The sequence below is a fragment of the Lebetimonas sp. JS085 genome (genome assembly GCF_000523295.1).
Taxonomy (GTDB): Bacteria; Campylobacterota; Campylobacteria; order Campylobacterales; family Nautiliaceae; genus Lebetimonas.
This window is the reverse complement of the sequence record NZ_ATHR01000001.1, coordinates 102826-129343: the sequence shown is the minus strand read 5'-3', so window position 1 is coordinate 129343 and position 26518 is coordinate 102826. Positions and strand designations below refer to the sequence as shown.

26 protein-coding genes are annotated in these 26518 nt (G+C 29.8%); 22 read left to right on the top strand and 4 right to left on the bottom strand.

Annotated elements, in window-relative coordinates; all coding sequences use genetic code 11:
• Together DZ68_RS0100665 and argH are read right to left on the bottom strand one after the other, a co-directional pair.
• Entirely contained in the window at window positions 1-474 is a 474-nt protein-coding gene (locus tag DZ68_RS0100665) for an OsmC family protein (RefSeq protein WP_051428147.1), read from the bottom strand.
• A complete protein-coding gene (gene argH, locus DZ68_RS0100660) occupies window positions 461-1843 on the bottom strand; it encodes an argininosuccinate lyase (protein WP_201767403.1) in 1383 nt (460 codons plus the stop codon). The genes DZ68_RS0100665 and argH overlap by 14 nt, the downstream gene beginning before the upstream one ends.
• Window positions 1844-1925: 82 nt before the next feature.
• Here argH and DZ68_RS0100655 point away from each other — a divergent pair, with 82 nt between their 5' ends.
• The 4 genes from DZ68_RS0100655 to DZ68_RS0100640 all read left to right on the top strand — a co-directional run bounded on the left by DZ68_RS0100655 (window position 1926) and on the right by DZ68_RS0100640 (window position 7204).
• Window positions 1926-2126: a hypothetical protein gene (locus DZ68_RS0100655; protein WP_024786780.1), complete on the top strand. Its 201-nt coding sequence runs from the start codon at window positions 1926-1928 to the stop codon at window positions 2124-2126.
• Window position 2127: 1 nt separating this feature from the next.
• The gene (locus tag DZ68_RS0100650; RefSeq protein ID WP_024786779.1) at window positions 2128-3276 is read left to right on the top strand and encodes an HD domain-containing protein; all 1149 of its coding nucleotides are present in this window, start codon (window positions 2128-2130) and stop codon (window positions 3274-3276) included.
• A gap of 93 nt (window positions 3277-3369) precedes the next feature.
• Entirely contained in the window at window positions 3370-5397 is a 2028-nt protein-coding gene (locus tag DZ68_RS0100645; protein WP_024790487.1) for an EAL domain-containing protein, read from the top strand.
• Between the two features lies 1 nt (window position 5398).
• Complete coding sequence (locus tag DZ68_RS0100640; protein WP_024786776.1) at window positions 5399-7204, top strand: diguanylate cyclase domain-containing protein; 1806 nt, start codon at window positions 5399-5401, stop codon at window positions 7202-7204.
• Here the strand turns inward: DZ68_RS0100640 and hypA are convergent.
• On the bottom strand, window positions 7201-7548 hold the full coding sequence (gene hypA, locus DZ68_RS0100635) for a hydrogenase/urease nickel incorporation protein HypA (protein WP_024786775.1): 348 nt from the start codon (window positions 7546-7548) through the stop codon (window positions 7201-7203). The two genes, DZ68_RS0100640 and hypA, sit on opposite strands and share 4 nt — an antisense overlap.
• Window positions 7549-7630: 82 nt before the next feature.
• Between hypA and DZ68_RS09805 the strand changes: the two genes are divergently transcribed.
• From DZ68_RS09805 to hypF, 9 genes are all read left to right on the top strand, one after another.
• Window positions 7631-8182 (top strand): TetR/AcrR family transcriptional regulator, encoded by a 552-nt coding sequence (locus DZ68_RS09805; protein ID WP_051428229.1) that lies wholly within the window; start codon window positions 7631-7633, stop codon window positions 8180-8182.
• Window positions 8166-9035 carry a hydrogenase gene (locus DZ68_RS0100625; protein ID WP_024786774.1) on the top strand — a complete coding sequence of 290 codons (870 nt, stop codon included), beginning with the start codon at window positions 8166-8168 and terminating at the stop codon, window positions 9033-9035. The genes DZ68_RS09805 and DZ68_RS0100625 overlap by 17 nt, the downstream gene beginning before the upstream one ends.
• Window positions 9010-10170 carry a nickel-dependent hydrogenase large subunit gene (locus tag DZ68_RS0100620; RefSeq protein WP_024790486.1) on the top strand — a complete coding sequence of 387 codons (1161 nt, stop codon included), beginning with the start codon at window positions 9010-9012 and terminating at the stop codon, window positions 10168-10170. The genes DZ68_RS0100625 and DZ68_RS0100620 overlap by 26 nt, the downstream gene beginning before the upstream one ends.
• A 105-nt stretch (window positions 10171-10275) precedes the next feature.
• Window positions 10276-11409 carry a hydrogenase small subunit gene (locus DZ68_RS0100615; RefSeq protein ID WP_024786772.1) on the top strand — a complete coding sequence of 378 codons (1134 nt, stop codon included), beginning with the start codon at window positions 10276-10278 and terminating at the stop codon, window positions 11407-11409.
• Between the two features lie 3 nt (window positions 11410-11412).
• Window positions 11413-13149: a nickel-dependent hydrogenase large subunit gene (locus tag DZ68_RS0100610; protein ID WP_024786771.1), complete on the top strand. Its 1737-nt coding sequence runs from the start codon at window positions 11413-11415 to the stop codon at window positions 13147-13149.
• A gap of 10 nt (window positions 13150-13159) precedes the next feature.
• The gene (cybH, locus tag DZ68_RS0100605) at window positions 13160-13852 is read left to right on the top strand and encodes a Ni/Fe-hydrogenase, b-type cytochrome subunit (protein ID WP_024786770.1); all 693 of its coding nucleotides are present in this window, start codon (window positions 13160-13162) and stop codon (window positions 13850-13852) included.
• 81 nt (window positions 13853-13933) lie between these two features.
• Window positions 13934-14506: a HyaD/HybD family hydrogenase maturation endopeptidase gene (locus tag DZ68_RS0100600; protein WP_024786769.1), complete on the top strand. Its 573-nt coding sequence runs from the start codon at window positions 13934-13936 to the stop codon at window positions 14504-14506.
• Window positions 14503-16251, top strand: coding sequence for a hypothetical protein (locus tag DZ68_RS0100595; protein WP_024790485.1), 1749 nt, complete (start codon window positions 14503-14505; stop codon window positions 16249-16251). Before DZ68_RS0100600 ends, DZ68_RS0100595 begins: the two co-directional genes overlap by 4 nt.
• An 89-nt stretch (window positions 16252-16340) precedes the next feature.
• On the top strand, window positions 16341-18494 hold the full coding sequence (hypF, locus tag DZ68_RS0100590) for a carbamoyltransferase HypF (RefSeq protein ID WP_024786768.1): 2154 nt from the start codon (window positions 16341-16343) through the stop codon (window positions 18492-18494).
• Here hypF and DZ68_RS0100585 read toward each other — a convergent pair.
• Window positions 18489-19121, bottom strand: coding sequence for a helix-turn-helix domain-containing protein (locus tag DZ68_RS0100585; protein WP_024789017.1), 633 nt, complete (start codon window positions 19119-19121; stop codon window positions 18489-18491). The genes hypF and DZ68_RS0100585 overlap by 6 nt on opposite strands.
• Before the next feature lie 217 nt (window positions 19122-19338).
• Here DZ68_RS0100585 and DZ68_RS0100580 point away from each other — a divergent pair, with 217 nt between their 5' ends.
• The 9 genes from DZ68_RS0100580 (at window position 19339) to hypB (ending at window position 26473) form a co-directional block, all read left to right on the top strand.
• Window positions 19339-20370, top strand: coding sequence for an iron ABC transporter substrate-binding protein (locus DZ68_RS0100580; RefSeq protein WP_024786767.1), 1032 nt, complete (start codon window positions 19339-19341; stop codon window positions 20368-20370).
• Window positions 20360-21304 (top strand): iron ABC transporter permease, encoded by a 945-nt coding sequence (locus DZ68_RS09800; protein ID WP_035002992.1) that lies wholly within the window; start codon window positions 20360-20362, stop codon window positions 21302-21304. Before DZ68_RS0100580 ends, DZ68_RS09800 begins: the two co-directional genes overlap by 11 nt.
• 1 nt (window position 21305) lies before the next feature.
• A complete protein-coding gene (locus DZ68_RS0100570; protein WP_024790484.1) occupies window positions 21306-22055 on the top strand; it encodes an ABC transporter ATP-binding protein in 750 nt (249 codons plus the stop codon).
• Between the two features lie 105 nt (window positions 22056-22160).
• Window positions 22161-23231 carry an Opr family porin gene (locus tag DZ68_RS0100565; RefSeq protein ID WP_024786765.1) on the top strand — a complete coding sequence of 357 codons (1071 nt, stop codon included), beginning with the start codon at window positions 22161-22163 and terminating at the stop codon, window positions 23229-23231.
• Window positions 23232-23320: 89 nt separating this feature from the next.
• A complete protein-coding gene (cbiM, locus tag DZ68_RS0100560; RefSeq protein WP_024786764.1) occupies window positions 23321-23977 on the top strand; it encodes a cobalt transporter CbiM in 657 nt (218 codons plus the stop codon).
• Entirely contained in the window at window positions 23974-24285 is a 312-nt protein-coding gene (locus DZ68_RS0100555) for a PDGLE domain-containing protein (RefSeq protein WP_024786763.1), read from the top strand. The genes cbiM and DZ68_RS0100555 overlap by 4 nt, the downstream gene beginning before the upstream one ends.
• Before the next feature lie 121 nt (window positions 24286-24406).
• On the top strand, window positions 24407-24814 hold the full coding sequence (locus tag DZ68_RS0100550; protein WP_236617778.1) for an energy-coupling factor transporter transmembrane protein EcfT: 408 nt from the start codon (window positions 24407-24409) through the stop codon (window positions 24812-24814).
• A complete protein-coding gene (locus DZ68_RS0100545) occupies window positions 24807-25583 on the top strand; it encodes an energy-coupling factor ABC transporter ATP-binding protein (RefSeq protein ID WP_236617324.1) in 777 nt (258 codons plus the stop codon). The genes DZ68_RS0100550 and DZ68_RS0100545 overlap by 8 nt, the downstream gene beginning before the upstream one ends.
• Window positions 25584-25684: 101 nt before the next feature.
• Window positions 25685-26473 (top strand): hydrogenase nickel incorporation protein HypB, encoded by a 789-nt coding sequence (gene hypB, locus DZ68_RS0100540; protein ID WP_024786760.1) that lies wholly within the window; start codon window positions 25685-25687, stop codon window positions 26471-26473.
• Window positions 26474-26518: the final 45 nt, after the last annotated feature.

Here is a 26518-nt window from a genome sequence, read left to right as displayed (position 1 = left end):
TCAGGCTATACAGCCAAATCCGTCGTCGTCTTCAAATTCTTCACGAATGTTTTCGTGTGTCTGTCCTGACAATATGCTTTCTTTAAAAGCTATGGTTTCTCCATTGTGTTTGATAGTATAATAAATTTTACTTGTATTTCGAACGGTATTTATAGTTGAACAGTATGTTTCAAGTGAACTTAATACCCATCTTCTTGCCGTCATATTATCCGCTTTTGAATTAAAACTGTAAATAAAATGAAATTCGGTAAAAATTTTGGGATAAGTTTCTTTTCTTTTATATTCAACTTCCAAAGTAAAATTTTCTATTTCTCCTTTTGCTTTTGAAAGTTCTACAACATCATATGCCGAACAGTTTGCAAGACCTGTTACAAACATATCTACAGGGGTGTATTTTTTAGGATCAATTATTATTATATCTTTTCCATTTGTGGCTTCGTAAATATGATTATTTATATGTCTAATTTTTATCATTATGCTCCTTTAAAAACTTTTCAAAATACTTAATTTGTTTTTTTACACTCTCAGGGGCTGTGCCTCCAAAACTTTTTCTGGAATTCATTGAATTTTCAAGGCTTAAATCTAAATCTTTATCTATTCTTTCATCTATTTGTTTTAATTCTTCAATACTTAAATCGCTTAAATCAACTCCCTTGCTCTCCGCTAATGCTACTGCTTTTCCTGTTATGTGGTGTGCTTCTCTAAACGGAATTCCTTTTTTTACTAAATAATCTGCTAAATCAGTGGCAGTTAAATGACCTTTTTTACACGCTTTATACATATTTCCTTTATTTACATTCATGGTTTTTAGTGTTTCTTTTAATATTTCAATAGAAATTAATGCATTTTTTACGCTGTCGAACACTCCCTCTTTATCTTCCTGGGTGTCTTTATTATATGCAAGCGGAAGCCCTTTCATAACAGTTAAAAGTGCCATTAAATTCCCATAAGCCCTTCCTGTCTTTCCTCTTATAAGTTCTGGCACATCCGGATTTTTTTTCTGTGGCATTATGGAACTTCCGGTTGAGTATTCATCGCTCAGAGTAATAAATCTAAATTCGCTTGTTGACCATAAAACCATCTCTTCGCTTATTCTGCTTGCATGCATCATAAGCATTGAAATATTAAACAATATTTCCAACGCAAAATCCCTGTCACTTACGCTGTCTAAGCAGTTAATTGTAGGTTCATCAAACCCGAGAGCTTTTGTTGTATTAAACCTGTCAATTTGATGGGGCGTACCTGCAAGTGCCGCACATCCAAGCGGGTTTTTATTATTTCTTTTGTAACTCTCAATAAACCTTTCATAATCTCTTTTAAACATAGAGGCGTATGCCAGCATATGATAAGCAAAGCTAATTGGCTGAGCGTGTTGAAGGTGTGTCATCCCGGGCATTATTGTGTCAATATTTTCTTTTGCTAATTTAATAAAAACTTCAATAAGCTCTTTTATTTTTTCAGAAAATTCTATGTTTCTTTTTAATACCCATCTTCTAAAATCAACCGCCACCTGGTCGTTTCTGCTTCTTGCAGTATGCAGTTTTTTTCCTGTATCACCAATTAATTCAATAAGTCTTTTTTCAATAGCCATATGTATATCTTCATCGGATATATCCCAGTGAAATTTACCTTCTTCTATTTCTTTTTTTATCTGAAGTAAACCTTTTTTTATTTTTTCAGCTTCATCTTGTGTAATAATTCCCTGACTTGCCAGCATTTGAGAATGTGCTATTGAGCCTTCTATATCTTCGAGATAAAGCTTTTTATCAAAAGGAAGTGATGCGTTAAATTCATCAAGTATTTTTGCAGCCTGTTTGGAAAATCTTCCGCCCCAAAGTTTCATTATTTACCTTTTTTGTGAAATTATAACAAAAGTGGTATAATAAAATTATGAATTATGAATGTTGAATACAAAAAGGAATATTATGAGAATAAATGCAAATATAAGTGCCATGAATTATTATGCAGATAAATTTAATAAAAATGCTGAAAATATTGCCAAAAATAAAGATTTAGCCAAAAATTTAATAGAAGAAAATGTAAATGCAAAAGCTTTTGAAGCCCAAAGTAAACCCATAAAAACAGAGGATGAAATGTTTAAAAGTCTGCTTGATATAAAGGCATAAAATGAATGCCGAAATTATTAGACTTATTTTTACCGCATTTACAATTGAAAGATGGAACGACCTGCCACGTCCTGTCAAATTTATTGAACTTGACAAACAGGCACACAAATTTATAATAGCTTATTTAATCAGTTTTTTTGAAAAAGATATAGATTATTACAAATTTATAAATTTAGGAATTGCCAATCTTTTATACAGGGCGGTTCTTACCGATTTAAAGTCTCCCGTTTATCATTTTTTAAGAAAAAAAAGAGGAAAAGAACTTGACGAGTTTGTAATAAATCAGCTTAGGGGAAAAATCAGTGATGAACTGATAGAATATATAAAAATTTTAAAAAAAGATGATTCAATAGAAAACAGACTTCACTCAGCCTCAAGTTTTATTGCCACAAAATGGGAATTTGACATTATTTACAACACAGCCCCTTTTATATATGGAATGGATGAGATTAAAAACAATATAGAAAACGAACTTGAGGATTTTTATGACTTAGAGGGTGTGAGGATACTTAGTCTTAAAAGAAAAAGTTATGATTTTATCTCTTTATGCGGAAATATGAGATTTCAAAAAAGATGGGCAAATACTCCGAGGGTTCCTGAAACTTCAGTTCTTGGGCATATGCTTTTTGTGGCAGTTGTTACATATTTTCTATCAAAAGAGGCCGGGCTTATTAAAGAAAAGATAATTAACAATTTCTTTACAGCCCTTTTTCATGACCTGCCGGAAGCCCTTACGAGAGATATTATTGCCCCTGTTAAACACAAGGTAAAAGGGCTTGATGAAATACTTAAAAGTTATGAGCATTTTTTAATAGATGAGAAAATTTTGCCGCTTCTTCCAAAAAATATGCAAAAAATAATGAATATCTATTTAAAAGATGAATTTAAAAATAAAATTATTAAAAATGGGTGTTATAAAATTGTTGAAAATATTGAAGAAATTAAAAATATTGCAAATTCAGTGGACGGAAATTTTATTAAAGCGGCCGATCATTTCGGAGCTTTTGTGGAAAGTTATATGAGTATTCATTATGGTATAAAATCTCATGAGCTTGAAATTGCAATAACAGAACTTGAAAAAATGTATAAAAATAAAAAAATTTACGGGATTGATTTAGGAAAATATTTTAATAAGAATTATTTTGATTAATTAAATTTAGATTTATTTTATTTTTAAATAAATGAATAATCACTCTTAGTAAAAAAAAGTTTTTTTGCTAATATTACTGAAAAAAGGTTTTTTATGAAACTGTCAAAACAATTTAAAATAGTGACATATGGAATTTTTTTTGTAACTATTTTTGTTTTTTTAATAGTTAATATTTTTCAGCAATTTAATATATACAAAGAGGAAGTCAGTAAAGAGACAAAGAAATATATTCAAATCGAAAAAAGTAAATTAAAAGAAAAAGTAGATTTATTTGCCGAACAGTTTGAATATATTTTAAATAATGTAAATGCCCCTAAAAAACATAAAATAGAAGCTTTTAAGAAAATCATAGAAAATTACAATAAACATCATTTGGACAAATATATTTTTATAGACAGTGAAAAAGGAGGGATTTTAGTTTATCCAGACAGTAAACTTTTGGGAATTAATCTTTTAAAATCAAATAATGAAAAATTAAGAAAATTAAAAGAGATGCTGATAAAAGCTTCCCATTCAAAAGAGCATTTTATTGTTTATGAATGGATAAATCCAAAAACAGGCAAAAAAGAATTAAAAATTTCTTATGTAAGGCATATTAAACATTCTCCCTATTTTATAGGCTCCGGGATATTTTTAAATGATATTAATAAAATAAAAAATGAAATAAAAAATTATTATTTAAATGAGTTTTTAGATTCAATGGTTCTGTTTTTATTATTAATTTTATTATTAACAGCTCTCTTTTATGTTTTATTGAAAAATATTGAAAATAAATTGAAAAATGATTTAACTGTTTTTGAAAAATATGTAAAAAAAGAAAAAATATATAAAAATAAAATCTATTTTGAAGAATTTAGAAATTTAGCAGTTAAAATAATAAAACTTTTAAAAGAAAAATCAAAATTATTAAAAAATATAGAATATAAAACATATTTTGATGAATTAACATCCCTTCCAAACAAGCTTAAACTTGAAAAAGATTTAAAGAAGCTAAATCCAAAAGGTTCAATGATTGTAGATATTAAAAATTTTTCTTTGATAAACGATTATTATTCAATAGAAGTTGGTGATATGGTATTAAAAAATTTAGCTAAAAATTTAAAAAATTTGCTGCCTGATAATTGTAAATTATACAGATACAGCGCGGACGAATTTATAGTATTAAATTTTGGGGAGATTTTATGTAAAGAATTGGTTGAGAAAATATTTTCTTATTTTAAATATAAAATAATTGATATTAAATATAAAAATGAGGAAATCCCCATTAATATAGAATTAATTATGGCAATAATTAAGGATGGCAACAAAGAAAATATAATTAAAAAACTTCATTTAGCTTTATTATATGCTAAAAAAAATGATTTAAATATAGTTTTTTATAATGAAAAAATGGATATTGAAGAAAAAGTAATTAAAAAATTTGAATCAATAGAAATGGTTAAAAAAGCTTTAACTGAAGACAGGATAATACCAGTATTTCAAAAAATAATTAAACCTGATAAAATCAGTTATGAATGTCTGGTTAGAATAAAAGAAAAAGATAGGTTAATAAGTCCGTTTTTCTTTTTGGATAATGTTAAAAATACCGCATTATATTTTGAAATAACTAAAACAATGATAAGAAAAAGCTGCGAAGTTTTTAAAAACAGAAGAGAAGATTTTTCAATTAATTTTTCATACAAAGATTTACATAACGATAAAATTAAACGGTATTTAAAAGAACATATTGAAAAATATAACCTGCAAGGCAGGGTAATAATAGAACTTCTTGAAACAGAGGCAATGGAAGATTTCAAAGAAGTTATCAAATTTATAAAAGAGATGAAACCGTATGGTATTAAAACAGCAATTGATGATTTTGGCACAGGTTACAGTAATTTTAGTTATTTAGCAGATATTCATCCAGATTACATAAAAATAGACGGAAGTTTGATAAAAACGATTAATAAAAACAAAAGATACTATACTATTGTAAAACATGTGAATTATTTCGCACACGACCTCGGCATAAAAACTATAGCCGAGTTTGTACACAATAAGGAAGTTTATGATGTATTGGTAGAACTCGGAATAGACGGTTTTCAGGGATATTATATTGAAGAGCCAAGAGAGGTGATATAATATGGAACTTAGAAAAAAAATAGCATTAAAATTAAAACATTCAAAAAAAGAAATAATTAAATTGTGGCTTGAGGATAAAGAAGTAAAAGAATTTTTTGATAAAAACAATTTAAGTTTAACAAAATTTAAAAAAGGATTCGCATTAGGTTTTGTAAACAATTTTATAGATTTAATAGAAAATGATGTAAGAAAATGCTCTTATTTACACCGGTTGATGGAAATAACCAAAGACAAGCTTACATTAAAAGATATTATGTTTTTGTGTTCAAAATTTAAAAATGCAGTACTTAATGTATTGGCAGTTAAAGATCTGTGGTTTAGGGAACTTTTGGATTATCCTACAAAAATAATTTTGGAATATTACGAAGAATTATATAAAAGAAAAACAAATTTTTATGAACAGTTATTAGATAATCAAACATTTGCAATTTTTGAAATAGTTGATTTTGAAATTACATATTCAAATAAACTGTTTAAAAAGATTTTTGGAAATGATTTATTTGCGAAAATAGACCAAGCTAATTGTTTTGAGGATTTATTCAAAAAAGATAAAAAAGAGTGGTTTAAGGCATTAATAGATAATAAAATATTAGAATGTATTATAAAAGTAAATAATAAAGATTTTCATCTGGTTTTAAAGATTATTGATGAGAATATAATAACCGGTTCACTTTATCCTGTAATCATTGAAAAAGTTAAAGAAAATAATTTTTATGATGCTCTTACCAATTTGTATACTGATACATTATTTAAAAATAAAGTAGAAGAATATATATCTTTGAATAAAAAATTTTTTATTGTTTGTGTTGAACTTGAAAATTTACTCTTATTAAATTATATTTACGGAAGGTCCAAGGTTGATTTTGCTATTAAAGAATTTGCGAAATTTTTACAGGAACTTAATTTTTTTGCCGCAAGGGTGGACGGAAATAAGTTTTATTTGATTATTGAAGAAAATAATTTTGAAAAGATTAAAAATTTAGCAGAAAATATTTTAAAAAACAATAAATTTTTTTATGAAAATGAACTTATCTCTTTTAAAGAAAAAATTGTAATAATAAAAAAAAGAGAAAAAGATAATTATTTAAAAATTATGCAGAGGATTGAGGATATTCTGGCAAAAGCAGATATTAATGAAATAGAAGATGACAGCGAATATATTTATTTTGAAGAAAAGAGAGAAAAAATTTTAAGAAAATTTTTTAATTCTATCGCCGTAAAAGAAAAATTAACAATAAGGGCGTATTATAATAAATTATCAATCAGTGACAAAGCGGTCATTTATAAGATTGATTATGAAAAAAATAATATTGAAATTAAAACCTCTGAAAAAATAATAAAAATAGTTGAAATTGGAAATTTTATAGATATAGAATTTGAAAATATTTTAATAAGGGGTGTTGTAAAAGATTTTGATATTGAAAACAATACTATATTTTTGACAAATTTTGATGTTGTTTTTTATAAAAAAAAGTTAATATCTTTAGAATTAAACCCTCCGTTAAAAAGTTTTTTAACATGGGATAATATAAAAATTCCAGCAATAATAAAAGAAATTTCATTAATAAATGCTACAGTTCAGACTACTTTTATATATGATTATGAAAAGGATATGGAAATAAATATCGAATTTGATTTAAATGAAAAATTTGATTTAAAATCTAAAATTACATTTGTAAAAAGAATTGTTGACGGATTTATATTATATTTGGAATTTGAAGATAAAAAGAAAGCAGAAGAAAAATTATCACATTTTATTGCCCAAAAACAGCTTGAAATTATTAAGGAAATAAAAGAGAAAATTTAATCTGTTTCAAGTTCAAGGCTCATTAAATACATATCTTCCCCGTCTATTATTTCCAGATTTCCACTGTTGCATTTTGGACAGCGGTATTCGTCTTTTTTAAGCTCTGTTTTATATCCACAATTCTTGCAGCGTACAACAACAGGCTGTATTTTCATTATAAATTCAGCTTCTTCACAGATAGTTCCTTCTTTAAAGGTTTCAAATGCCGTTTGTAATAAATCCGGTTCAACTCCGCTGAGTATTCCGATTTTTATTTCCAGTTTTGTAACTTTTTTTGCATTGTTTTTTCTTGCATGTTCATCCGCAAGCTGTAAAAGAGAATCTACAATTGAATATTCGTGCATTTTTTTACCTTTTTTGTGAAATTATATTATAATTATAAAAAAAGGCTAAAAAGTGGCAAAAGAGACTAAAAAAACTCAAATAATGAAAACAGCTTTAAAACTTTTTGCTGAACACGGTTTTTATAATACAACTATTGCAGATATTGCAAAAGAGATGGGGATGAGCGTGGGGAATATGTATAATTATTTTCCCTCTAAAGAATCGCTGGCAAAAGAGCTTCTTATTTACACCTCAAACAGATTCGGAGAAAAATTAAAAGAAATTAACGAAATGGATATTCCAGGCAAAGAAAAAATAAAAAAAATTACCGAGTTATATTTTGACATGGCCGAAAGTGAGCCGGAATTAGTGGATTATTTTATGAGGGTTTATCTTTCCAATAAAGAAATATTTGCAAACGGGTGTGAAGGAATGCTTTGTGTTAGTGCATTTGTAACGGAAATTATGATATTTTTAGAAGAGGGTGTAAGAAAAAAAGAACTTAAAAACCAGGATTTTTTCTCAGCATTCGGTCTTTTTATGGGATATTTAGGCGGTCTTGTGTTTTTAAGCAAAGAAAGAATTTTACCCAAACCTTTAAAAGAATATGTTGAAAGTGTAAGTGAGAATATTTACAATGCGCTCAAAGCTTAAAATAATATGGATAGACGCTGTAGGGTGTAACGGCTGTACACATTCTTTTATAAATTATCCGTTTTTAAATGAAATTTATAAAAAATTTGATTTTTTATACCATCCTGTTTTTGATTCTCCTCCGTTTGAATTACAAAAAAGTGACATATTAATTGTAGAAGGTGCTTTAAAAAATAATTTTTCAAGACTCGGGTTTAATCTTAAAGATTTAATAAGAAAACTCTTTTTTAAAGCAGACAAAATAATTGCACTCGGAACCTGTGCCGTATACGGCGGAGTATTTGGGGAAGGCCTGATGTTTAATAAAGAACAAAAAGGGGCTTTTTATAAATGCAGAGACAAAATAATAAATATTCCCGGATGCCCCGCTCATTACGAATGGCTTGCTTATGTGTTGAATATGCTGTATGAAAATAAAAAAATTTTATTGGATGAAGAAAACAGGCCAAAAGAAATTTTCTCATACACTTCCCATAGCGGATGCAGCAGGAATGAATATTTTGAATGGAAAATAGATGCTGATGCTTTCGGAACAAAAGAAGGGTGTCTTTTTTACGAACAGGGATGTCAGGGGCCGTATACACACAGTAACTGTAATAAAATTTTATGGAATGAAGTAAATTCAAAACCGAGAGCCGGAACTCCATGTTTTGGCTGTACAGAAAACAGTTTTCCAAAAACAGGGCTTTTTAAGACAGAAACTTTTATGGGAATTCCTGCAAAAATTCCTCTTGGAGTCAGTAAAAGGGCATATCTTACTATCAGCGGAATGGCTAAAAGTTTAAAAAACGAAAGACTTTCAAAAAAATTAATAGACGGATGTGAGAATGAAAATAACAAAAAAAATTGTTAACAAAATAGAAGGTGAAGCAAGCTTAAAAATTTACGGTGAAGAAAAAGTGGATTTTGTTGAAATAGAATTTTGGCAATACAGGAGTGTTGAAAGTTATTTAATAAACAGGCCCGTAATGGATGCTTTGGTTATTAACCCGAGAATTTGTGGGATTTGCGGCCATTCCCATCTGTTTGCCACCGTAAAAGCAATTGAGAATGCTGTAAATGCAAAAGTTTCAAAGAAAGCTGAAATTTTAAGAGATATTACTGTTGGGCTTGAAATTGTGGAAAATCATATCAAATGGTTTTATATTACACTTTTCCCAACACAGATAAAAGATAAAAAATATATTTTTAAAGCAGGCGAATTTGCCGCGTTGATTTCAAAGGCAATAGCTCTTATTGCGGGGCAGTATCCACATAATTCCTATATGGTTCCCGGAGGTGTTACCTCAGACCCCACAAATTTGGAAATAATAAAATTAAAAGATTTATTAAATAAAATTTATGAAAAATATCAAGAGAAAATTATGGATTTGAACTTAAATTCAGAGGATATTGAGCTTTTTTTTGAAAATCTGCCTAAAGATATTGGTAAAAGTATTAACAGGTTTTTGGTTTTGGGAGATAATCTTTTTTTTAAAAAAAACGGTGATGTCAATTTGGTTAAAGAAGTTGAAAATTCGTCTTTAAGCAAAAATGTTTTATATAACGGGGAGTTTGTGGAAGTAGGTCCTCTTGCAAGAAATATAAACAATGAAAATATAAGAAAAATTTATAATAATTACAAAAACAGTATATTTACGAGAATTCTTACAAGGGTATATGAAGGTTTACTCATTTTAGAATATTTAATTAATAAAATAAAAGAAATAGATATATGCGAGCCTTCATATATAAAATGTGGAATGAGTAATTCAAAAGGGATTGCCGCTGTCGAAGCGCCCAGAGGAAGCCTGATTCATGAGATAGAAATAAAAAACGGAAAAATCGCTTATTACAATATTATAGTTCCCACACAGTTTAACCTTTCCTCTTCAAAGGATAAAAATAAATTATCCGCCGCCCAGTCTGCAATGATAAATGAAAAAAAAGAATATATTGACTCCATATTTAAATGTTTTGATATTTGTGCCGTATGTGTAAGCCATTAAATTAATAAAATTTTAATAAAATTTGATAAATTTTGCTTATAACTATTGAAAATGAACATTTATTTAGTATATAATAATGTTGAACAAAAAAATTGGAGGGATAAAATGAATGAAGCAACTATCCAAAAAATTAAAGAGAGATTAGCAACTCTCAAAAAACTTCCAGGAATTGGACAAAAAAGTGTAGCTGAGGTTTTGGAAGAACATGGATTTACAAGAAGGGATTTTCTAAAATGGTCTGCAGCAATGGCTGTAATGCTCGGTCTTCCGACAAAATTTTCTCCGTTAATTGCCGAAGCGGCGGAAGTTAGCGACAGATTGCCTGTTGTTTGGCTTCATTTGGCTGAATGTACAGGATGTAGTGAAAGTTTAATCAGAACTGATTCACCTACAATTGATAATTTGATCTTTAATTATATAAATTTAGAATATCATGATACAATCATGGCTGCAGCCGGATGGCAGGCAGAAGAAAATTTTGAAGAAGCTATGAAAAAATTTGCAGGTAGATTTGTATTATGCGTTGAAGGCGGAGTGCCTACAAAAGGCGGTGGAGAAGATTTAACAATAGGTCCATTTGCAGAAACCGGGCTTGAAAAATTAAAAAGAACTGCCGATAAAGCGGCTGCAATTATCAGTGTCGGTACTTGTAGCAGTTTTGGCGGTATTCAGGCTGCCGCTCCGAATCCAACAGGGGCAAAAGGTGTTTATCAGGTAATCAACAAACCTGTAATTAATGTGCCTGGATGTCCTCCAAGTGCAAATAATATTGTTGGAACTATATTATATGTAATATTATTCGGAGCGCTTCCGGCAGTTGATAATTTCAACAGACCAAAATTTGCATACGGACTCAGAATTCACGATTTATGTGAAAGAAGAGGGCATTTTGATGCCGGTGAATTTGTTGAAGAGTTCGGTGATCACGGTGCAGAAAACGGATTTTGTTTATATAAAGTAGGTTGTAAAGGACCTTATACATTTAATAACTGTTCTCGTGAGAGATTTAACCAACATACATCTTGGCCGGTTCAGGCGGGGCACGGTTGTATAGGATGTTCTGAACCAGATTTCTGGGATTCTATGGCTCCATATGAAGAACCGCTTGCAAATCATAAATTTGCTTCAGCTACAGTAGATGCTACAGCAGATAAAATCGGTGCAACTATTTTAGTAGTGGCAGGTGTCGCAATTGTAGCTCACGCAGCACTTAGTGCAATTAAAAATCCTAAGGAGTAGAGAATGGCAAAAAGAGTAGTAATAGACCCGATTACAAGAATTGAAGGGCATTTAAGGGTAGAAGTAGTATTGGATGATAACAATGTAATTAAAGATGCTTATTCTTCTGCAACACTTTGGAGGGGAATAGAAGTTATTTTAAAAGGAAGAGATCCAAGAGATGCAGGATTTATGACACAAAGAATATGCGGTGTTTGTACATATTCTCATTATAAAGCCGGAATTATGGCTGTAGAAGATGCGTTGGGGATAGAACCTCCTCTAAATGCAAAACTTACAAGAGAATTGATGAATATAGCACTTTTTTTCCATGACCACATGGTTCATTTCTATCAATTGCACGGGCTTGACTGGGTGGATATTATAAGTGCACTTAAAGCAGATCCTAAAAAAGCAAGTGAAGAAGCGTTTAAATATGTTCCAAAAGGATATGAGCCAATTGCTACCGGTGCTGATGAATTAGCAGAAGTTCAAAAAAGAGTAGAAAAATTTGCTGAGAGGGGTGATTTGGGCCCATTTAAAAACGGATATTGGGGTCATCCTACAATGAAGTTTACACCTGAGCAAAATTTAATTGCACTTAGCCATTATTTAAAAACACTTGAAATTCAAAGAATTGCAGCTCAGGCAATGGCAATTTTCGGCGGTAAAAATCCACATCCGCAAAGTTTAACAGTCGGCGGTGTTACATGTGCTATGGATTTGGAAAATCCGAGCAGACTTGGAGAATATTTGCAAAAATTCCAAGATTTGGCTGATTATGCAAACAGGGCATATTATGCAGATATAGTAATGGCCGCTGCTGCTTTTGGAAATGAACCGAGTGTTGTTCAACCTACTAATCTTGGTAATTTTTTGACATACAGAGAACATCAGGTGGGTGCAAATGAATGGCTGTTTGATGCAAGCGGATATATTAAAAACCATGATTTAAGTAAATTTTATGAAATTGACGAAAGTAAAATAGCAGAAGACGTAACTCACAGCTGGTATAAAGATACAGGATTTTTACAACCATATAACGGAGAAACTGTTCCTAATTATACCGGATATGTTGACGGTAAATCCGTTGACGGTAAAGGTAATGAAGTTAATGTAAAAGTTGTTAATCCACAAGGAAAATATTCATGGGTTAAATCTCCAAGATATAACAGAGAACCTATGGAAGTGGGACCTCTCGCATGTATGGTGGTTAATTATGCAAAAGGAAATCCAAGGGTTAAAAAAGTAGTAGATGAATTCTTAGCTCAAACAGGACTTCCTGCTAAAGCATTGTTTACTGTTCTTGGAAGAACAGCGGCAAGAATGTTACAGACTAAAGTTATTGCAGATTATGGAATTGCGGCATTTAATAATTTGGTTGAAAATTTAAAATCTGACAAATCAACAATCACACCATATAAAATTGATACTAATAAAAAATATAAAGGAAGATACATCGGGGATGTTCCAAGAGGAATGTTAAGTCACTGGTGTAGAATTAAAGACGGAAAAATCGAAAACTGGCAGGCAGTTGTTCCATCAACCTGGAATGCTGGTCCTGTAGACGGAAACGGTAAAAAAGGCGCTTACGAAGCAAACTTAATTGGTATGAAATTGGCTGATCCAAGCAAACCTTTGGAAGTCATAAGAAGTATTCACAGCTATGACCCATGTATTGCATGTGCAGTTCATGTAATGGATGTAAAAGGTAAAAAATTAGGTGAATTTAAAGTAGACCCGCAATACGGTGCATGCTAAGGAGGCACAAATGAAATTTTTAAAAGTAATGGGAAATTATTTAGGCGGAATAGAGTTTTCCGCCGGTTATAGATGGCAACACTGGATTAGAGCCATCTCTATTTTTGTTCTTATTGCAACCGGGTTTTATATTGCTAATCCATATATAACTTATGCTGATGCTTCAGTAGATCCTACCAGGTTTACACAGGGATATTTTAGGGAATTACATATTATTTTCGGTTTTGCAATGACTGGCGCAGTTTTGTATAAAACTTTTTATTTCTTCTTTTTTAGAGAGGGAAAATATGAAAGAGCTTCATTAAAAGATGCGTTTAATATAAAAGTGGCTCTCCAACAAGTCGGATATTATTTATTGGTTTCTAAACATCCACATACAAAAGGTGTTTATAATCCATTGCAATTTTGGGCATATTTTGCACTTTATCTGTTTTTTTACGGTATTATAATTACAGGGCTTGCTTTATATGCAGAAGTTTATCATCAAGGACTTGGTGCAATGTTGTATCCATTTGCAAAATGGATTGAAACATTAGTTGGAGGACTTGCTTATGTAAGACTTTGGCATCATATATTTATGTGGGGAATTATTATTATTGTAGCTATTCATATTTATATGGCAGTATTTAACGGTGTATTTAATAAAAACGGTTCAATGGATGCAATATTCTCAGGTATGAAATGGGAAAAAGAAGAAGAATAACCTTCTTTTTCTCTTTTATATAGTAAGTAGTGAACAGAGCCCTGTTTTCTACCTACTATATTAAAAATCAAAAGGCAATAAATGAAAATATTAATTTTGGGAATAGGTAATATATTATTCGGTGATGAGGGAATCGGAGTCCATCTTACAAATTATATTGATGAAAAATATGATTTTATTGGTCCTCATGAAATTGATATAATTGACGGAGGAACGTTGGCACAAAGGCTTATTCCTATAATTGTTGAATATGACAGGGTTTTTGTATTTGACTGTGTGGATGTTGACGAGGCAAAAATAGGAGATGTTTATTTCTTTGATTTCAGAGCTGTTCCTGAATGTGTAAGCTGGCAGGGAAGCGCACATGAGGTTGAAATGCTTCAAACCCTTCAAATGATTGATATAATGGGTGATTTGCCTGAAACAAAGATAATAGGTGTTGTGCCTTATGTAATCGGTGAAGATACCACTTTTAGTATAACCCCCGAGGTTCAGGAAGCCGCAAAATTAATGGAAAAGATTTTAATTACTGAACTCAATAAATTAGGAATTGAGGCAAAAATTAAAAATCCTAATATTAAACTTACAGAAATTGCAAAAGAATCTTTTAAAAAGGGAGTGCCAGAGGAAGCTTTAAAAGGATATGAAATATGATTATAAAATTTATTTTAAAACAGAGTGGAGATTTGCTGGAGAGATTTTTTATAAGAGTTGCAAAAGAGATAAATTTATCAATCGGTATTAAAAAAGAAAATGAATATTTATATGTATATGTAAAAGGTAGTGAAAAAGAAATTGAGCAATATTCCTCAAAATTAGCCCATGAACTTCCTATGTCTATTTTTTTAAATTCTTTAAATGCGGAAGTTACAGAAGAATTTAGTGAATTTTTACCAAATGAATTTCCCAAAAGAAACCTGCCTCCGTGCCCGAGATGTTTAAGTGAGGTAAAAGATGTAAATAATAAAAATTATTATAATCCAATGCATCATTGTGAAATATGCGGATATCAGTTAAATGAAGAATTGAAAATTGATAATGAAAAATTAAATGATAAAAACGAAAGAAAAAAATATTTTGAAGAAATTGCCGAGAAACTGAAAAAAGACGGTGAAGTTTCTGTTGGTACGTTTAACGGTAAATATAAATTAACAACAAATTTAGAAAATGTTGATGCAATATTGGCGGTTGATTTAAGTGCTGTTGCAAATTATTTTATGAGCTTTGATGGAGATGCGAAGGCTTTGGCAAGTATTGAAAAGCCTTTTATTAAATTAAAAACCAATATAGATTTTAAAAAAACGTTTGGACTTTCAACTCCTGCATATTATGTAAAACTGCCTGATGATATGATACTTGAACTTTTATGCGAAGAAATTAAAAACGATATTAAACTTATAGGATTAAAAGCTGTGAAGGAAGCTGAATTTTTTAATTTTGATGTTAAAAAAGATGAAGAAATATTGGCTGTTGTAACAGATACAAAAGAGCATGTAATTATCCCTGTAAGAGGGGACAGGGGGTTGATTCCCAAATTTGAAAAATCACTTGGTAATTCTGCAGGAATTAATGATAAATATGCCGCTTATTCCACAGAAGAAAAAACTGTTTTAGATTTAAAAGTAAATTTTCCGGAAATTAAGGCAAAAGAAAATCCTAAATATCTTGCCGGTTTTTACGGTGTTGTAGATATGTGGAATTTAGAAGATAAAATTACGCTTGGATATATTTTGTATAAAAGCGATGAAAGTAAAATTTTATTAAATTCTCCAAAATTCGGACTTGTTGAATATATTTCGTTTGAGTTTAAATTTAATTCTTTTGAAGAAATTTTTGCATCAATTGCCGCAATGAACGATACAGGCAAAAAACTTGTAAAGAATTTTTCGGAAAAAAGAAATGATTTGTTTTTAAATGCAATGAAAGCAAATTTAAACACCGATAAAAAAGGGGTTTATTATTTGTGGGGCCTTATAGGTATAGTTTTGGGATTTAGTGATAATATTGACGAAGCTGCCGAAAAAATAATGGAATTTTCAAGTTCTGCTATGACTAAAAAAGGTCCAAGAATTGATTATAAAATGGATGAGAGGAATTTAAATCCTCTCTGGGCAATCAGAACCGCTATGAGCTTCAGGCTTGCCGGTGTTGACGATTACTTGTTAAGTTATGGTGTGGTTGAGAGTTTTGCGGAATTTTTGAATAATATTTATGAAACTCTAAATAAAGAAATGGTACTAAGCGGAGCTGTTTTGGCGGGTGACATGTTTGAAGGTGAATTTTTAAATAAAATTTATACTTATATTTCTAAAAACTATCCTGTTTTTGTGCCAAAAGCGCTTCCTATGAGCGGTGCAATAGAAGCATACGGAAATGCAGTTATTAATTCAAAATCTTAACGATAGTTTAATAACATTTTTGTATAATTTTATTTGTAAGTCGCTTTTTTCATTTTTTCTCCTTTTTTCTTCTTTAAATAAGGTATTTTATGAGAATAAGATATAAAATAAACGGAATAGTACAGGGTGTAGGGTTTAGACCCACAGTATATAAAATTGCTAAAAAATTAAATCTCAGAGGATATGTTTTAAACAGTTCTGACGGTGTTGTTATTGAAATAGAGGGTAATAACAAAGATAAATTTATAGATACCCTGCAAAAAAATCTACCTCCTCTTGCAAGAATTGATTCTATTCAAAAAGAAATTTTACCCATTCAAGGATATAAAAATTTTATAATAAAAGAATCAAAAGAAACAACAAAAACCACATCCATATCTCCGGACATCTGTGTATGTGACGAGTGTTTGAAAGAAATGTATGATAAAAACAACAGAAGGTTTTTGTATCCGTTTATTAACTGCACAAACTGCGGTCCTAGATATACGATTATAGAAAATATTCCTTATGACAGAAAAAACACTTCCATGAAAAAATTTAAAATGTGTGAAAAATGTTACAGGGAATATACAAATCCGATGGACAGAAGATATCATGCCCAGCCGATAAGCTGTTATGACTGCGGACCAAAATTAAGTGTAAAGTGTAAAGTTAAAAATGAAAAATATAGAGAAATTGAGTTTAATAAAGAAATAGAAAAAATCGAGTTTATTGCTAAAAAAATAAAAGAAGGGAAAATTGTTGCAATAAAAGGACTTGGAGGTTTTCATTTAGTATGTGATGCGACAAACGAAAAAGCGGTTTTGGAATTGAGAGAAAGAAAAAGAAGACCTTCCAAACCTTTTGCCATTATGTTTAAGAATATTGAATGTATAAAAAAATACTGTGAAATAAATGAAAATGATGAAAAATTAATTATTTCAAAAGAAAAACCTATAGTAATTGTAAAAAAGAAAAAAGAGCTAACCGGTATTGCCCCGGATATCGGTAAATACGGTGTGTTTTTGCCTTATACCCCCGTGCATTTTTTACTTTTTGATTTTATTGATTTTCCAATTGTGGCAACAAGTGCAAATATAAGCAACGATCCAATTATAAGAGATAGTGATGAGTTAATTAAAAAACTTGGAAATGTTGTAGATTATATACTTGATTATAACAGGGATATTGTAAACGCATGCGATGATTCGGTTGTACAAAGTGTTAAAAATAAGTTTATCACTATGAGACTCTCACGTGGATATGCTCCAAAATCATTTAGTATTAAACAAAATATAAAACCAAATATACTTGCAGTTGGAGCTAATCAGAAAAATACTATAACCCTTGCCTTTAATAATAAAATGATACTATCGCCTCATATTGGGGATTTAGGCACAATTGACAGTATTGAGTATTTTGAAAGGACAATTGAGACTTTTAGAAGACTTTATGATTTTAAAGAAGATATTATAATCTGTGATAAACATCCGTATTATGAATCTACAAAATGGGCAAAAAATCAAAAAAAAGAAATTATTCAAATTCAACATCACTTCGCACATGCATTAAGCGGGCTTTTTGAATTTGATTTAAATGAAGCTTTGGTGTTTGCATGGGACGGGACCGGATACGGAGACGACGGGGCTATTTGGGGAGGTGAAGTTTTTATAGCAAACAGAAAAAATTTTGAAAGAGTACATCATTTTAAATATTTTAAATTAATAGGGGGAGAAAAAGCTGTTAAATATCCTGCTAATATGGCGGTCAGTCTTTTAAATGATGAAATTGGAAAAAAATATTCAAATTATAAATTGGCCTCTTCCTTAAAAAACGGAAATTTTCCTCTAACTTCATCTGTAGGAAGAATATTTGATATGGTCGCATTTTTAGGCGGAATGATAGAAAGAAATGAATATGAGGGGTTTTCCGGAATGCTGATTGAAAAATATTACAATCCTTTAATAAAAGAATATATTGATTTAAAAATCAATAAAAAAATAAATTTTTATCCTTTAATTGAATTTGTGGCAAAAAACAGGGGAAATTTTGAATTAATCTCTTCTGTTTTTTTAAACTCCCTTGCCAATTTAATAAAAAAGATTTCAAAAAATTATAATCTGCCTGTATTATTGACAGGCGGTGTTTTTCAAAATAAAACCATGTTATCTTTAGTAGATGGTTTTTATTTTAATCAGAAAATTCCCGTTAACGACGGGGGTATCAGCGTTGGGCAGGCAGCATACGGAGTTTGGAATTTATAGATGAATCTCATAATTTACGAGTTCACTTACGCTTAGTTTAAAATTGTTAAATCTGAATTCGGCTTCTTTTAAATAATATATAAAATTTTTTTCCTTGATACCTTTATATTTGGTAATAAATGTTTCAAAATATTCCCAAAACTGATATATTAAAATCTGTTTTTGTATTTTAATCAACTGCGATTGCCTTAGAAGAGATTTAATTTCCTCATAACTTAAATTTTTGTATTTTTGCATATCGCTTAGCAGTATATTGTATATTTTCCCTCCATAATCGATAGTTAAAAAATTTTGCGCTTTATAAATGGAATTTTTATTTTTTCTGTTTGTTTTGGGTATATATAAATATTCATTAAACTCTTTTAAATCCTGCTTTTTTAAAAATTCCTCTTCACAAATATTTACAACTATTTTTCTTATGTTTTGTATTTCTTTTACCACCGTTGCGTATGAAATATTATATTTTTCAGCAATTTCCGTGGGATTTAATTCATCTAAAAATCCTTTTAATATTTTTGCTTTCCGCTCAATTTTTTTCGGTGAAAATTTTCTTTTGCATTTTGCGCATTTGTAATATCCGTTTTTTAATTTGTATAAAATATAATGATTACAATAGATGCAGCTCATTTTTTAGACCTTTTAACTCTTATTTAATAAAAATGAATTATAATTCACTTGAACCTTTTAGAAAGTTCCTTCTTTTTCTTCTTTTTAAAAATCTGTTCTATAATTATACAAGAAAAAAGTTTTTTTAAGTAATTTTTAAGTTTGTATTATATAATTTCTTTGACCATCTTAGAAAATTCCTCCTTTTTTTTGGTTCAATTTATTTAAAGGATTTGTTATGTTAAAAAAAATTTTATTAATTGCTGTTTGTTTTGTATCAGTTTTTGCTTTGAGTGTTAAAGATTCACTGGGTAGGGTTGTAAACGTTTCAGATAATGTGAAAAGGGTTATTGCCATAGGCCCCGGTGCTTTGAGACTGGTTGTTTATATGCAGGGCGGAGATAAAGTTGTTGGTATTGAAAAAAAAGAAAAATCTCCTTTTTATTCTAAAAAACCTTATATGTTAACACATCCTAATCTTTTAAAACTTCCGGTAATCGGAATGGGCGGGCCAAATCCTAATCCTGATTTGGAAAAAATTATTGCTTTAAAACCCGATGTTATTTTTGCAGGATATATTAACGCTTCTCAGGCTGATAACATTCAAAACAAAACAAATATTCCGGTAGTTGTATTAAGTTACGGAAAAATAGGAACATTCGCAAATGATAAACTGTTTTATTCTTTAAATCTTATCGGAAAAATTATTCATAATGAAAAAAGAGCCGAGAAGTTAAAAGAATTTTTAACTGAAACAGACAAAGATTTGAGAAAAAGGGCGTCAAAAACAGATAAAAAAATTTATATCGGAGCTGTTGCATTTAAAGGAATTCACGGTATAACCTCTACAATGCCAAAATTTCCTCCTTTTGAGTTAATCGGAATAAATAATGTAATTAAATCCAATGCAAAATCTCAGGTTTTTATTTCTAAAGAGGCTTTATATAAAGCAAATCCGGATATTATATTCTTAGACGAATCAGGTTTTAAAATTGTAAAAAAAGAAATGAGTAATTTTAAAAATTTAAAGGCTGTAAAAAATAACGAGGTTTATGGCATACTTCCGTATAATTTATATATGACAAACATAGCAACTGCATATGCAGATACTTATTATATAGGAAAAGTCGTATTTCCGGATAAATTTAAAGATGTAAATCCTGTAAAAAAAGCAGACGAATTATATAAATTTTTACTTGGAAAAGCGTGCTACAAACAAATGGCTAAATTTTTTGGCGGATTTAAAAAATTGGAGATGAATGAAAAGTAAAATTTTTTTCTTTTTTCTCCTTTTATTGGGGATAGCTTTTATATCCCTGAAAATAGGAGATTTCAGTATATCTTTAAAAGATTTATTCTTAAATAATCAAAATCATTTTATCCTTTTTAATATAAGACTTCCGAGAATTTTAAGTGCCTTGCTTTGCGGTGCAAGTTTGGGAATTGCCGGTACTGTTATGCAAACAGTTTTAAAAAACCCTTTGGCGTCTCCGTTTACTTTGGGTATTTCCCACGGGGCGCTGTTTGGGGTTAGTATAGCGGTTGTTTTCTTTAATAATATGTTTTTAATTGAAAGTGCTTTTTTGGGCGCACTGAGTGTTATGGTTTTTATACTGCTTTTTGGAATAATGAAAAATTTTGCAGCCGAATCGCTTATTTTGGCCGGTGTTGCCTTTAGTGCCCTTTTTTCTTCAGGTAGTATGTTTTTGCAGTATTTTTCCGATGAAACCCAGCTTTCTGCAATAATTAACTGGAGTTTCGGGGATTTGGGAAGAGCTAATTTTCAAGAATTAATTGTTTTAGGAACTGTGTTTTTAATTTTTTTTATATTTTTTTATTTAAAATCGTGGGATTTTAATGCTCTTAATATAAAAGAATCAGAAAATATAGGGGTTAATAAAAATAAAATATTGTTTGTTTCTTTAATTTTGGTAACAATCTTGACTTCAATATGTGTGGCATATTTTGGAATTATAGGTTTTATAGGTTTAATAGCTCCCCATATTTCAAAAATAATATTAAATAATTCGAATTTTAAATATATTTTTCCTTTGAGTGCCGTTATAGGTGCTGTTTTATTGCTTATTGCGGATGATGTTTCAAGAACAGTTCTTTCTCCTGTGATTATTCCGGTGGGAATTTTTACTTCTTTTATAGGTGCCCCTATGTTTTTATATTTGCTCTTTAAACTTCACAGGGGTTAAAATGAAATTAAAAATAAATAATCTTGAATTTTCTTATAAAAGTTCAAAAATATTACAAGATATTACTTTTGAGGCTAAAAAAGGGGAAATTGTTTCTATTTCAGGAAAGAACGGAGCAGGGAAATCCACATTGCTTAAAAATATAGCAAAAATATTAAAACCTTTAAAAGGCACTGTTTATTTAAATGAGAAAAACTTAAACAAATTAAAAATAAACGAGTTTGCCAAAACAATCGGTTATGTATCACAAAAAAACGATATTACCGATTTGAATACATATGATTATTTAATGCTTGGAAGAAAGCCTTATTTTAAGTTCTTTCCCAAAAAAGAAGATATTGATAAAGTAAATGAAATAATAGAAAAACTGAATTTAAATGAATTAAAAAATAAACAGATAAATGAAATAAGCGGAGGGGAATTTCAAAAAATTGCAATAGCGAGAGCTATTGTACAGGAGAGCAAAATATTATTGCTTGACGAGCCCACAAATAATCTTGATTTAAAAAATCAGTTGGAAATTCTTAATTTTATAAAAAAAATTACAAAAGAAAAAGAATTAATAACTATAATTATTATACATGATATAAATCTTTCTTTGAAATATTCGGATAAGCTGATATTTATGAAAAACGGAATAATTAAATATCAGTGTAAAAAGAATGAAATTAATAAAAATATTTTAAAAGATATTTATGAAATTAATATTGATATCTGTTTTTATAAAGATTATCCTGTGATTATTTATTAAATTCAGTCTTAAAAATATACAAGAATGATTGTGATTTAAGTTTCTCTTAAGTACGTGAGTTATAATTCATTTTGTATTTATATTACAAATATGAAAGGAGTATTAGTGAAAAAAATTTTAACATGTTCACTGATTTTATCTACATTATTATGCGCTAATGAATTTGATAATGCGCTTAAAAACGGGAAGTTTAAAGGTGATTTTGCTTTGCATTTTGAAAGATATCATAATAAAAATGCGCAAGACAGCGGTTACAGTATGTATTCAGTTGGTTTTATGTATAGAAGCGCAAAATTTGATAATTTTAATATTAATTTAGGTTTCAGGGCAAATGACAAAATAAACGAATTGCATGACGGAGATTTTGACAATTCTACAAAAGCTATTCTTCATACCGCAAATATTACATATTACGGTAAAAATTTTAAATTTATAGCAGGTAGAAACAAAGAAACTTACCAATGGATACACGGGTTTCAGGAAGAATTGAAACTAAGCGGAAATATTGATAATTTTCAGTATACAATATTGCATGAATTCAGACACGGCAGGGCAAACAATCATGAGGAACTGAAAGCATTTAGCACTTTAAATAACGGAAAAGGGTTGAATTTATTGGATGTAGAATGTAAACAGGATTTTTTAAATACAAATGTTTATTTTTACAATGCTCCTACATTGGCTAACTGGTATGGCGTTACTTTAAATGCCGATAAAGATATTTACAGTGGCAAATTAGTATTTTCCAAAAGTAACGAAATGACAAACAAACCAAACGGAAGTTATTTTAATATTGAAGGCGGGGTTGATTTTGAAGTTGCTGCTTTAAATATAGGGTTTATAAAAACTGATAAAAAAGGTGGGCTTGGCTCTATGAAAATAGACAGAAACGTATATGACAATATGAATCCATTAGAAGAGGGAAATCATATTTTTGATAAGGATGCAAAAACAATTTATTCCAATATTTCAGTCCCTGTTAATGACAAATTATCTTTATCAGCAAATTATGGCCATATTGATTTTCAAAATAAAAAAGCAAATGAAATTGATTTATATATAGATTATGATGTTTCAAAAGCAATGAGCACAGAAATTTGTCTGGATAAATATAACTCAGATAATAATGATGAAGATTCAAATGCCATAAAAGCACAAATTGCTTATAAATTTTAGTTCTGAAACAATACAAGAACCAATATAATTTAAGTTTTTTTTAAGATAATGAGTTATAATTCACTGTAAAAAATTAAAAGGAGATTAAAATGCATATACCTGATGGTTATCTTTCACCAACAACTGTTGCTGTGAGTTATGCGGTAATGGTGCCTTTGTGGGCATACGGATTTAAAAAATTAAAAGAAAGACTGGATGAAAAAACTCTTCCTCTGCTTGGAACATTAAGCGCTTTAAGCTTTTTAATTATGATGTTTAATGTTCCTGTGCCGGGGGGAACAAGCGGCCACGCAATAGGAACGGCCCTGATTGCTATTATGTTTGACCCGTGGATTGCCTTTATTTCTGTATCGTTTGTTTTGTTGACTCAGGCGGTAGTGTTTGGGGACGGGGGAATAAGCACCTGGGCCGTAAATTCGTTTGATATGGCTTTTATTGCCGCATTTGTTGGTTATTATGTTTTTCAATGGTTAAAAGATAAAACTAGATTTGCTCCGTTTTTAGCTGGATATATATCAATTAACGTTGCTGCTTTGTCAGATTCAATAATACTTGGGATTCAGCCAATTTTCTGGCATACTGCTAATGGACATCCATTATATTTCCCATTTGGACTTAGTGTTTCAATTCCTGCAATGATGGCTGCGCATTTGGGAGTTTTCGGTGTAGTTGACGGTGTATTTACTCAAATAGTATACAGTTTTCTTAAAAGAAGAGAAAAAAATTCTCAGGAGGTTGCGGCATGAATAAGAAAGTTAAAACTGCTTTGATTATAATGGTTATTATGATTGCGGCTGTTCCAGTTGGCTTATTAACAAGTGCACCCGCTTTTGGAGAATGGGACAATGATTATTATCAAAAAGTATTAGGATTTATTCCAAAAGGACTGGCTAATTTTCCACAGTTGGCCCATCCTCTGCTTCCGGATTATTCTCTTCCGGGGACAAATGATGTTTTGGGATATTATGTCAGTGCGGTAGTTGGAAGCGCAGTAGTTTTTATAATCTTATATTTGATAGGAAAATTTTTTGCCAAAAAAAATACTCATAGTTAGAATATTTTTTATTCTGACTTTTTTTCTTTTACTTAGTTTAAAGCATATTGAATTTATATCAGTTGGTATACTGTTCTTATGGATTGTTTCTTTCAAAAAAATTTTAAAACTTAATATAAGAGTGATAAAATCAATTATTGTTTTTAATTTAGGTGTCAGTTTGGGTTATATTATAATGGCTTTTATTAAACATCTTTCTCCATGGCACTATATTTTGTATATCAATCTTAAAGTTTATTCCCTTACATATTTTGTCTTCTGGTTTTTTGCTATAATTTCTCCCGTACAGTTTATGGCTTTTTCAAAAGATTTGGGATATTTAACGACAATTACACTCTCTCAGATTTTTTCTTATAAAAAAACATTCGAAGATTTTAAATTGGCATTTAAAAGCAGGGTTTTAAAACTCACAGACAAAGATCCGAAATTTATAACAAGAACATTTGAATTTTTTTTAAATAAAGCATTACATGATGCAAATGAAAGGACGCTGGCTATGAAAGCAAGGGGATTTTTTGATAATGGATAACGGAGAATGTAAAATGGAAAATATTATTGAACTTGAAAATGTGGAATTTTTTTATGATGAAAAAGTACTTGATAATATAAATTTAAAAATTAAAAAAAATGAAAAAATTTCTTTACTTGGATGCAACGGAAGCGGCAAATCCACACTTCTTAGAATTTTGGCTGCTCTTTATTTCCCCAAAAAAGGAAACTATTTTTTTGAAGGTAAGAAAGTAAATAAAAAATTATCCAAACAATTAAGAAAAAAAATAGGTATACTTTTTCAAAATCCGGATTCGATGATTTTTAACCCTACTGTATTTGACGAAATTTCATTTTCACTCAAAGAATTTGGATTTGAAGATATTGAAGAGAGGGTGTTTAATATTTCAAAAGAATTTGGAATAGAAAAATATCTTAAAAAACCCCCGATTAATTTAAGCGGAGGTGAAAAACAAAAAGTAATGTTGGCTTCTATTTTAGCTTACGAACCTGAAATTTTACTTTTGGACGAGCCGACAACAGCCATGGATCCAAAAACAACAGGCTGGTTTATAGATTTTTTGCTTGAAATTGATAAAACCGTTGTTTTGGCTACTCATGATTTGAGTGTGGCTTATGAAACAACCGAGAGGGCCGTGGTTATGAATGAGGAACATAAAATTATTTATGACGGAGATATGGAAGAACTTATGAAAGATTTGGATGTTTTATTAAAAGCCAATCTTATTCACAAACATAAACATAAACACAAAAATTTTGCACATTCTCATTATCATTTACATTTTTAGTCTTTTTTTTGTATAAGAAAAGTTTATTTTTACTTTTTTTTAATAAATATAAGATATAATACAACAAAATAAAATGAATTATCATTTATAAAGGAGTAAATATGTGTACAGAATGCGGATGCGGAACACATGAGCATGAACATAATCATGAGCATGAACATCATCATGAACACAGGCATGATCATAAAGAGGAATTAATAAATGAAGATATTAAAAACAATCCTCAGTTGAATCATAAAGTTAAAGTTATAGAAAAAATTTTAAGTAAAAATAATGCAATGGCTGATGAAATCAGGGAAAAATTCAATGAACATAAAATTACATGTTTTAATATGATGAGTTCCCCGGGAAGCGGTAAAACAACGACACTTGAAAATCTTTCCGATAAACTTCCTTTTAAATTTGCCGTAATTGAAGGGGATTTGGAAACAAGCAGGGATGCCGACAGAATAAGAAACAAAGGTATCTGGTCGTTCCAATTACAAACAGGAAGAGCCTGCCATTTGGACGCGGGTATGGTAAAAAACGCTATGCCCCATTTTCCATATGAAGATACAGAAATCGCTTTTATTGAAAATGTGGGGAATTTGGTCTGTCCGGCGAGTTATGATGTGGGAGCACATTATAATATGGTGTTTGTCAGCGTTCCGGAAGGTGACGATAAAATTGAAAAATACCCTGTTATGTTCAGAAGGGCCGATATTGTAGTAATTACAAAATGCGATATGCTTGATTTTTTTGATTTTGATATTGAGAAGGCAAAAGTTGCCGCCGATAAACTAAAACCGGGAGTGCCTGTAGTTCTGCTAAACAATAAAACAGGTGAAGGTCTTGATGAAATAATAAACTGGATCAGTGAAAAGAGAAAAGAGCACTTAAGTAAATTATGAATGTTAAATTATGAATGTTGAATATGAGAAAAATATAAAATGAGG

Excerpts from the sequence above, each read along its gene's own strand:
- DZ68_RS0100665 (WP_051428147.1), bottom strand. The coding sequence starts at position 474 with ATGATAAAAATTAGACATATAAATAATCATATTTACGAAGCCACAAAT.
- argH (WP_201767403.1), bottom strand. The coding sequence starts at position 1,843 with ATGAAACTTTGGGGCGGAAGATTTTCCAAACAGGCTGCAAAAATACTT.
- DZ68_RS0100655 (WP_024786780.1), top strand. The coding sequence starts at position 1,926 with ATGAGAATAAATGCAAATATAAGTGCCATGAATTATTATGCAGATAAA.
- DZ68_RS0100650 (WP_024786779.1), top strand. The coding sequence starts at position 2,128 with ATGAATGCCGAAATTATTAGACTTATTTTTACCGCATTTACAATTGAA.
- DZ68_RS0100645 (WP_024790487.1), top strand. The coding sequence starts at position 3,370 with ATGAAACTGTCAAAACAATTTAAAATAGTGACATATGGAATTTTTTTT.
- DZ68_RS0100640 (WP_024786776.1), top strand. The coding sequence starts at position 5,399 with ATGGAACTTAGAAAAAAAATAGCATTAAAATTAAAACATTCAAAAAAA.
- hypA (WP_024786775.1), bottom strand. The coding sequence starts at position 7,548 with ATGCACGAATATTCAATTGTAGATTCTCTTTTACAGCTTGCGGATGAA.
- DZ68_RS09805 (WP_051428229.1), top strand. The coding sequence starts at position 7,631 with ATGAAAACAGCTTTAAAACTTTTTGCTGAACACGGTTTTTATAATACA.
- DZ68_RS0100625 (WP_024786774.1), top strand. The coding sequence starts at position 8,166 with ATGCGCTCAAAGCTTAAAATAATATGGATAGACGCTGTAGGGTGTAAC.
- DZ68_RS0100620 (WP_024790486.1), top strand. The coding sequence starts at position 9,010 with ATGAAAATAACAAAAAAAATTGTTAACAAAATAGAAGGTGAAGCAAGC.
- DZ68_RS0100615 (WP_024786772.1), top strand. The coding sequence starts at position 10,276 with ATGAATGAAGCAACTATCCAAAAAATTAAAGAGAGATTAGCAACTCTC.
- DZ68_RS0100610 (WP_024786771.1), top strand. The coding sequence starts at position 11,413 with ATGGCAAAAAGAGTAGTAATAGACCCGATTACAAGAATTGAAGGGCAT.
- cybH (WP_024786770.1), top strand. The coding sequence starts at position 13,160 with ATGAAATTTTTAAAAGTAATGGGAAATTATTTAGGCGGAATAGAGTTT.
- DZ68_RS0100600 (WP_024786769.1), top strand. The coding sequence starts at position 13,934 with ATGAAAATATTAATTTTGGGAATAGGTAATATATTATTCGGTGATGAG.
- DZ68_RS0100595 (WP_024790485.1), top strand. The coding sequence starts at position 14,503 with ATGATTATAAAATTTATTTTAAAACAGAGTGGAGATTTGCTGGAGAGA.
- hypF (WP_024786768.1), top strand. The coding sequence starts at position 16,341 with ATGAGAATAAGATATAAAATAAACGGAATAGTACAGGGTGTAGGGTTT.
- DZ68_RS0100585 (WP_024789017.1), bottom strand. The coding sequence starts at position 19,121 with ATGAGCTGCATCTATTGTAATCATTATATTTTATACAAATTAAAAAAC.
- DZ68_RS0100580 (WP_024786767.1), top strand. The coding sequence starts at position 19,339 with ATGTTAAAAAAAATTTTATTAATTGCTGTTTGTTTTGTATCAGTTTTT.
- DZ68_RS09800 (WP_035002992.1), top strand. The coding sequence starts at position 20,360 with ATGAAAAGTAAAATTTTTTTCTTTTTTCTCCTTTTATTGGGGATAGCT.
- DZ68_RS0100570 (WP_024790484.1), top strand. The coding sequence starts at position 21,306 with ATGAAATTAAAAATAAATAATCTTGAATTTTCTTATAAAAGTTCAAAA.
- cbiM (WP_024786764.1), top strand. The coding sequence starts at position 23,321 with ATGCATATACCTGATGGTTATCTTTCACCAACAACTGTTGCTGTGAGT.
- DZ68_RS0100555 (WP_024786763.1), top strand. The coding sequence starts at position 23,974 with ATGAATAAGAAAGTTAAAACTGCTTTGATTATAATGGTTATTATGATT.
- DZ68_RS0100545 (WP_236617324.1), top strand. The coding sequence starts at position 24,807 with ATGGATAACGGAGAATGTAAAATGGAAAATATTATTGAACTTGAAAAT.
- hypB (WP_024786760.1), top strand. The coding sequence starts at position 25,685 with ATGTGTACAGAATGCGGATGCGGAACACATGAGCATGAACATAATCAT.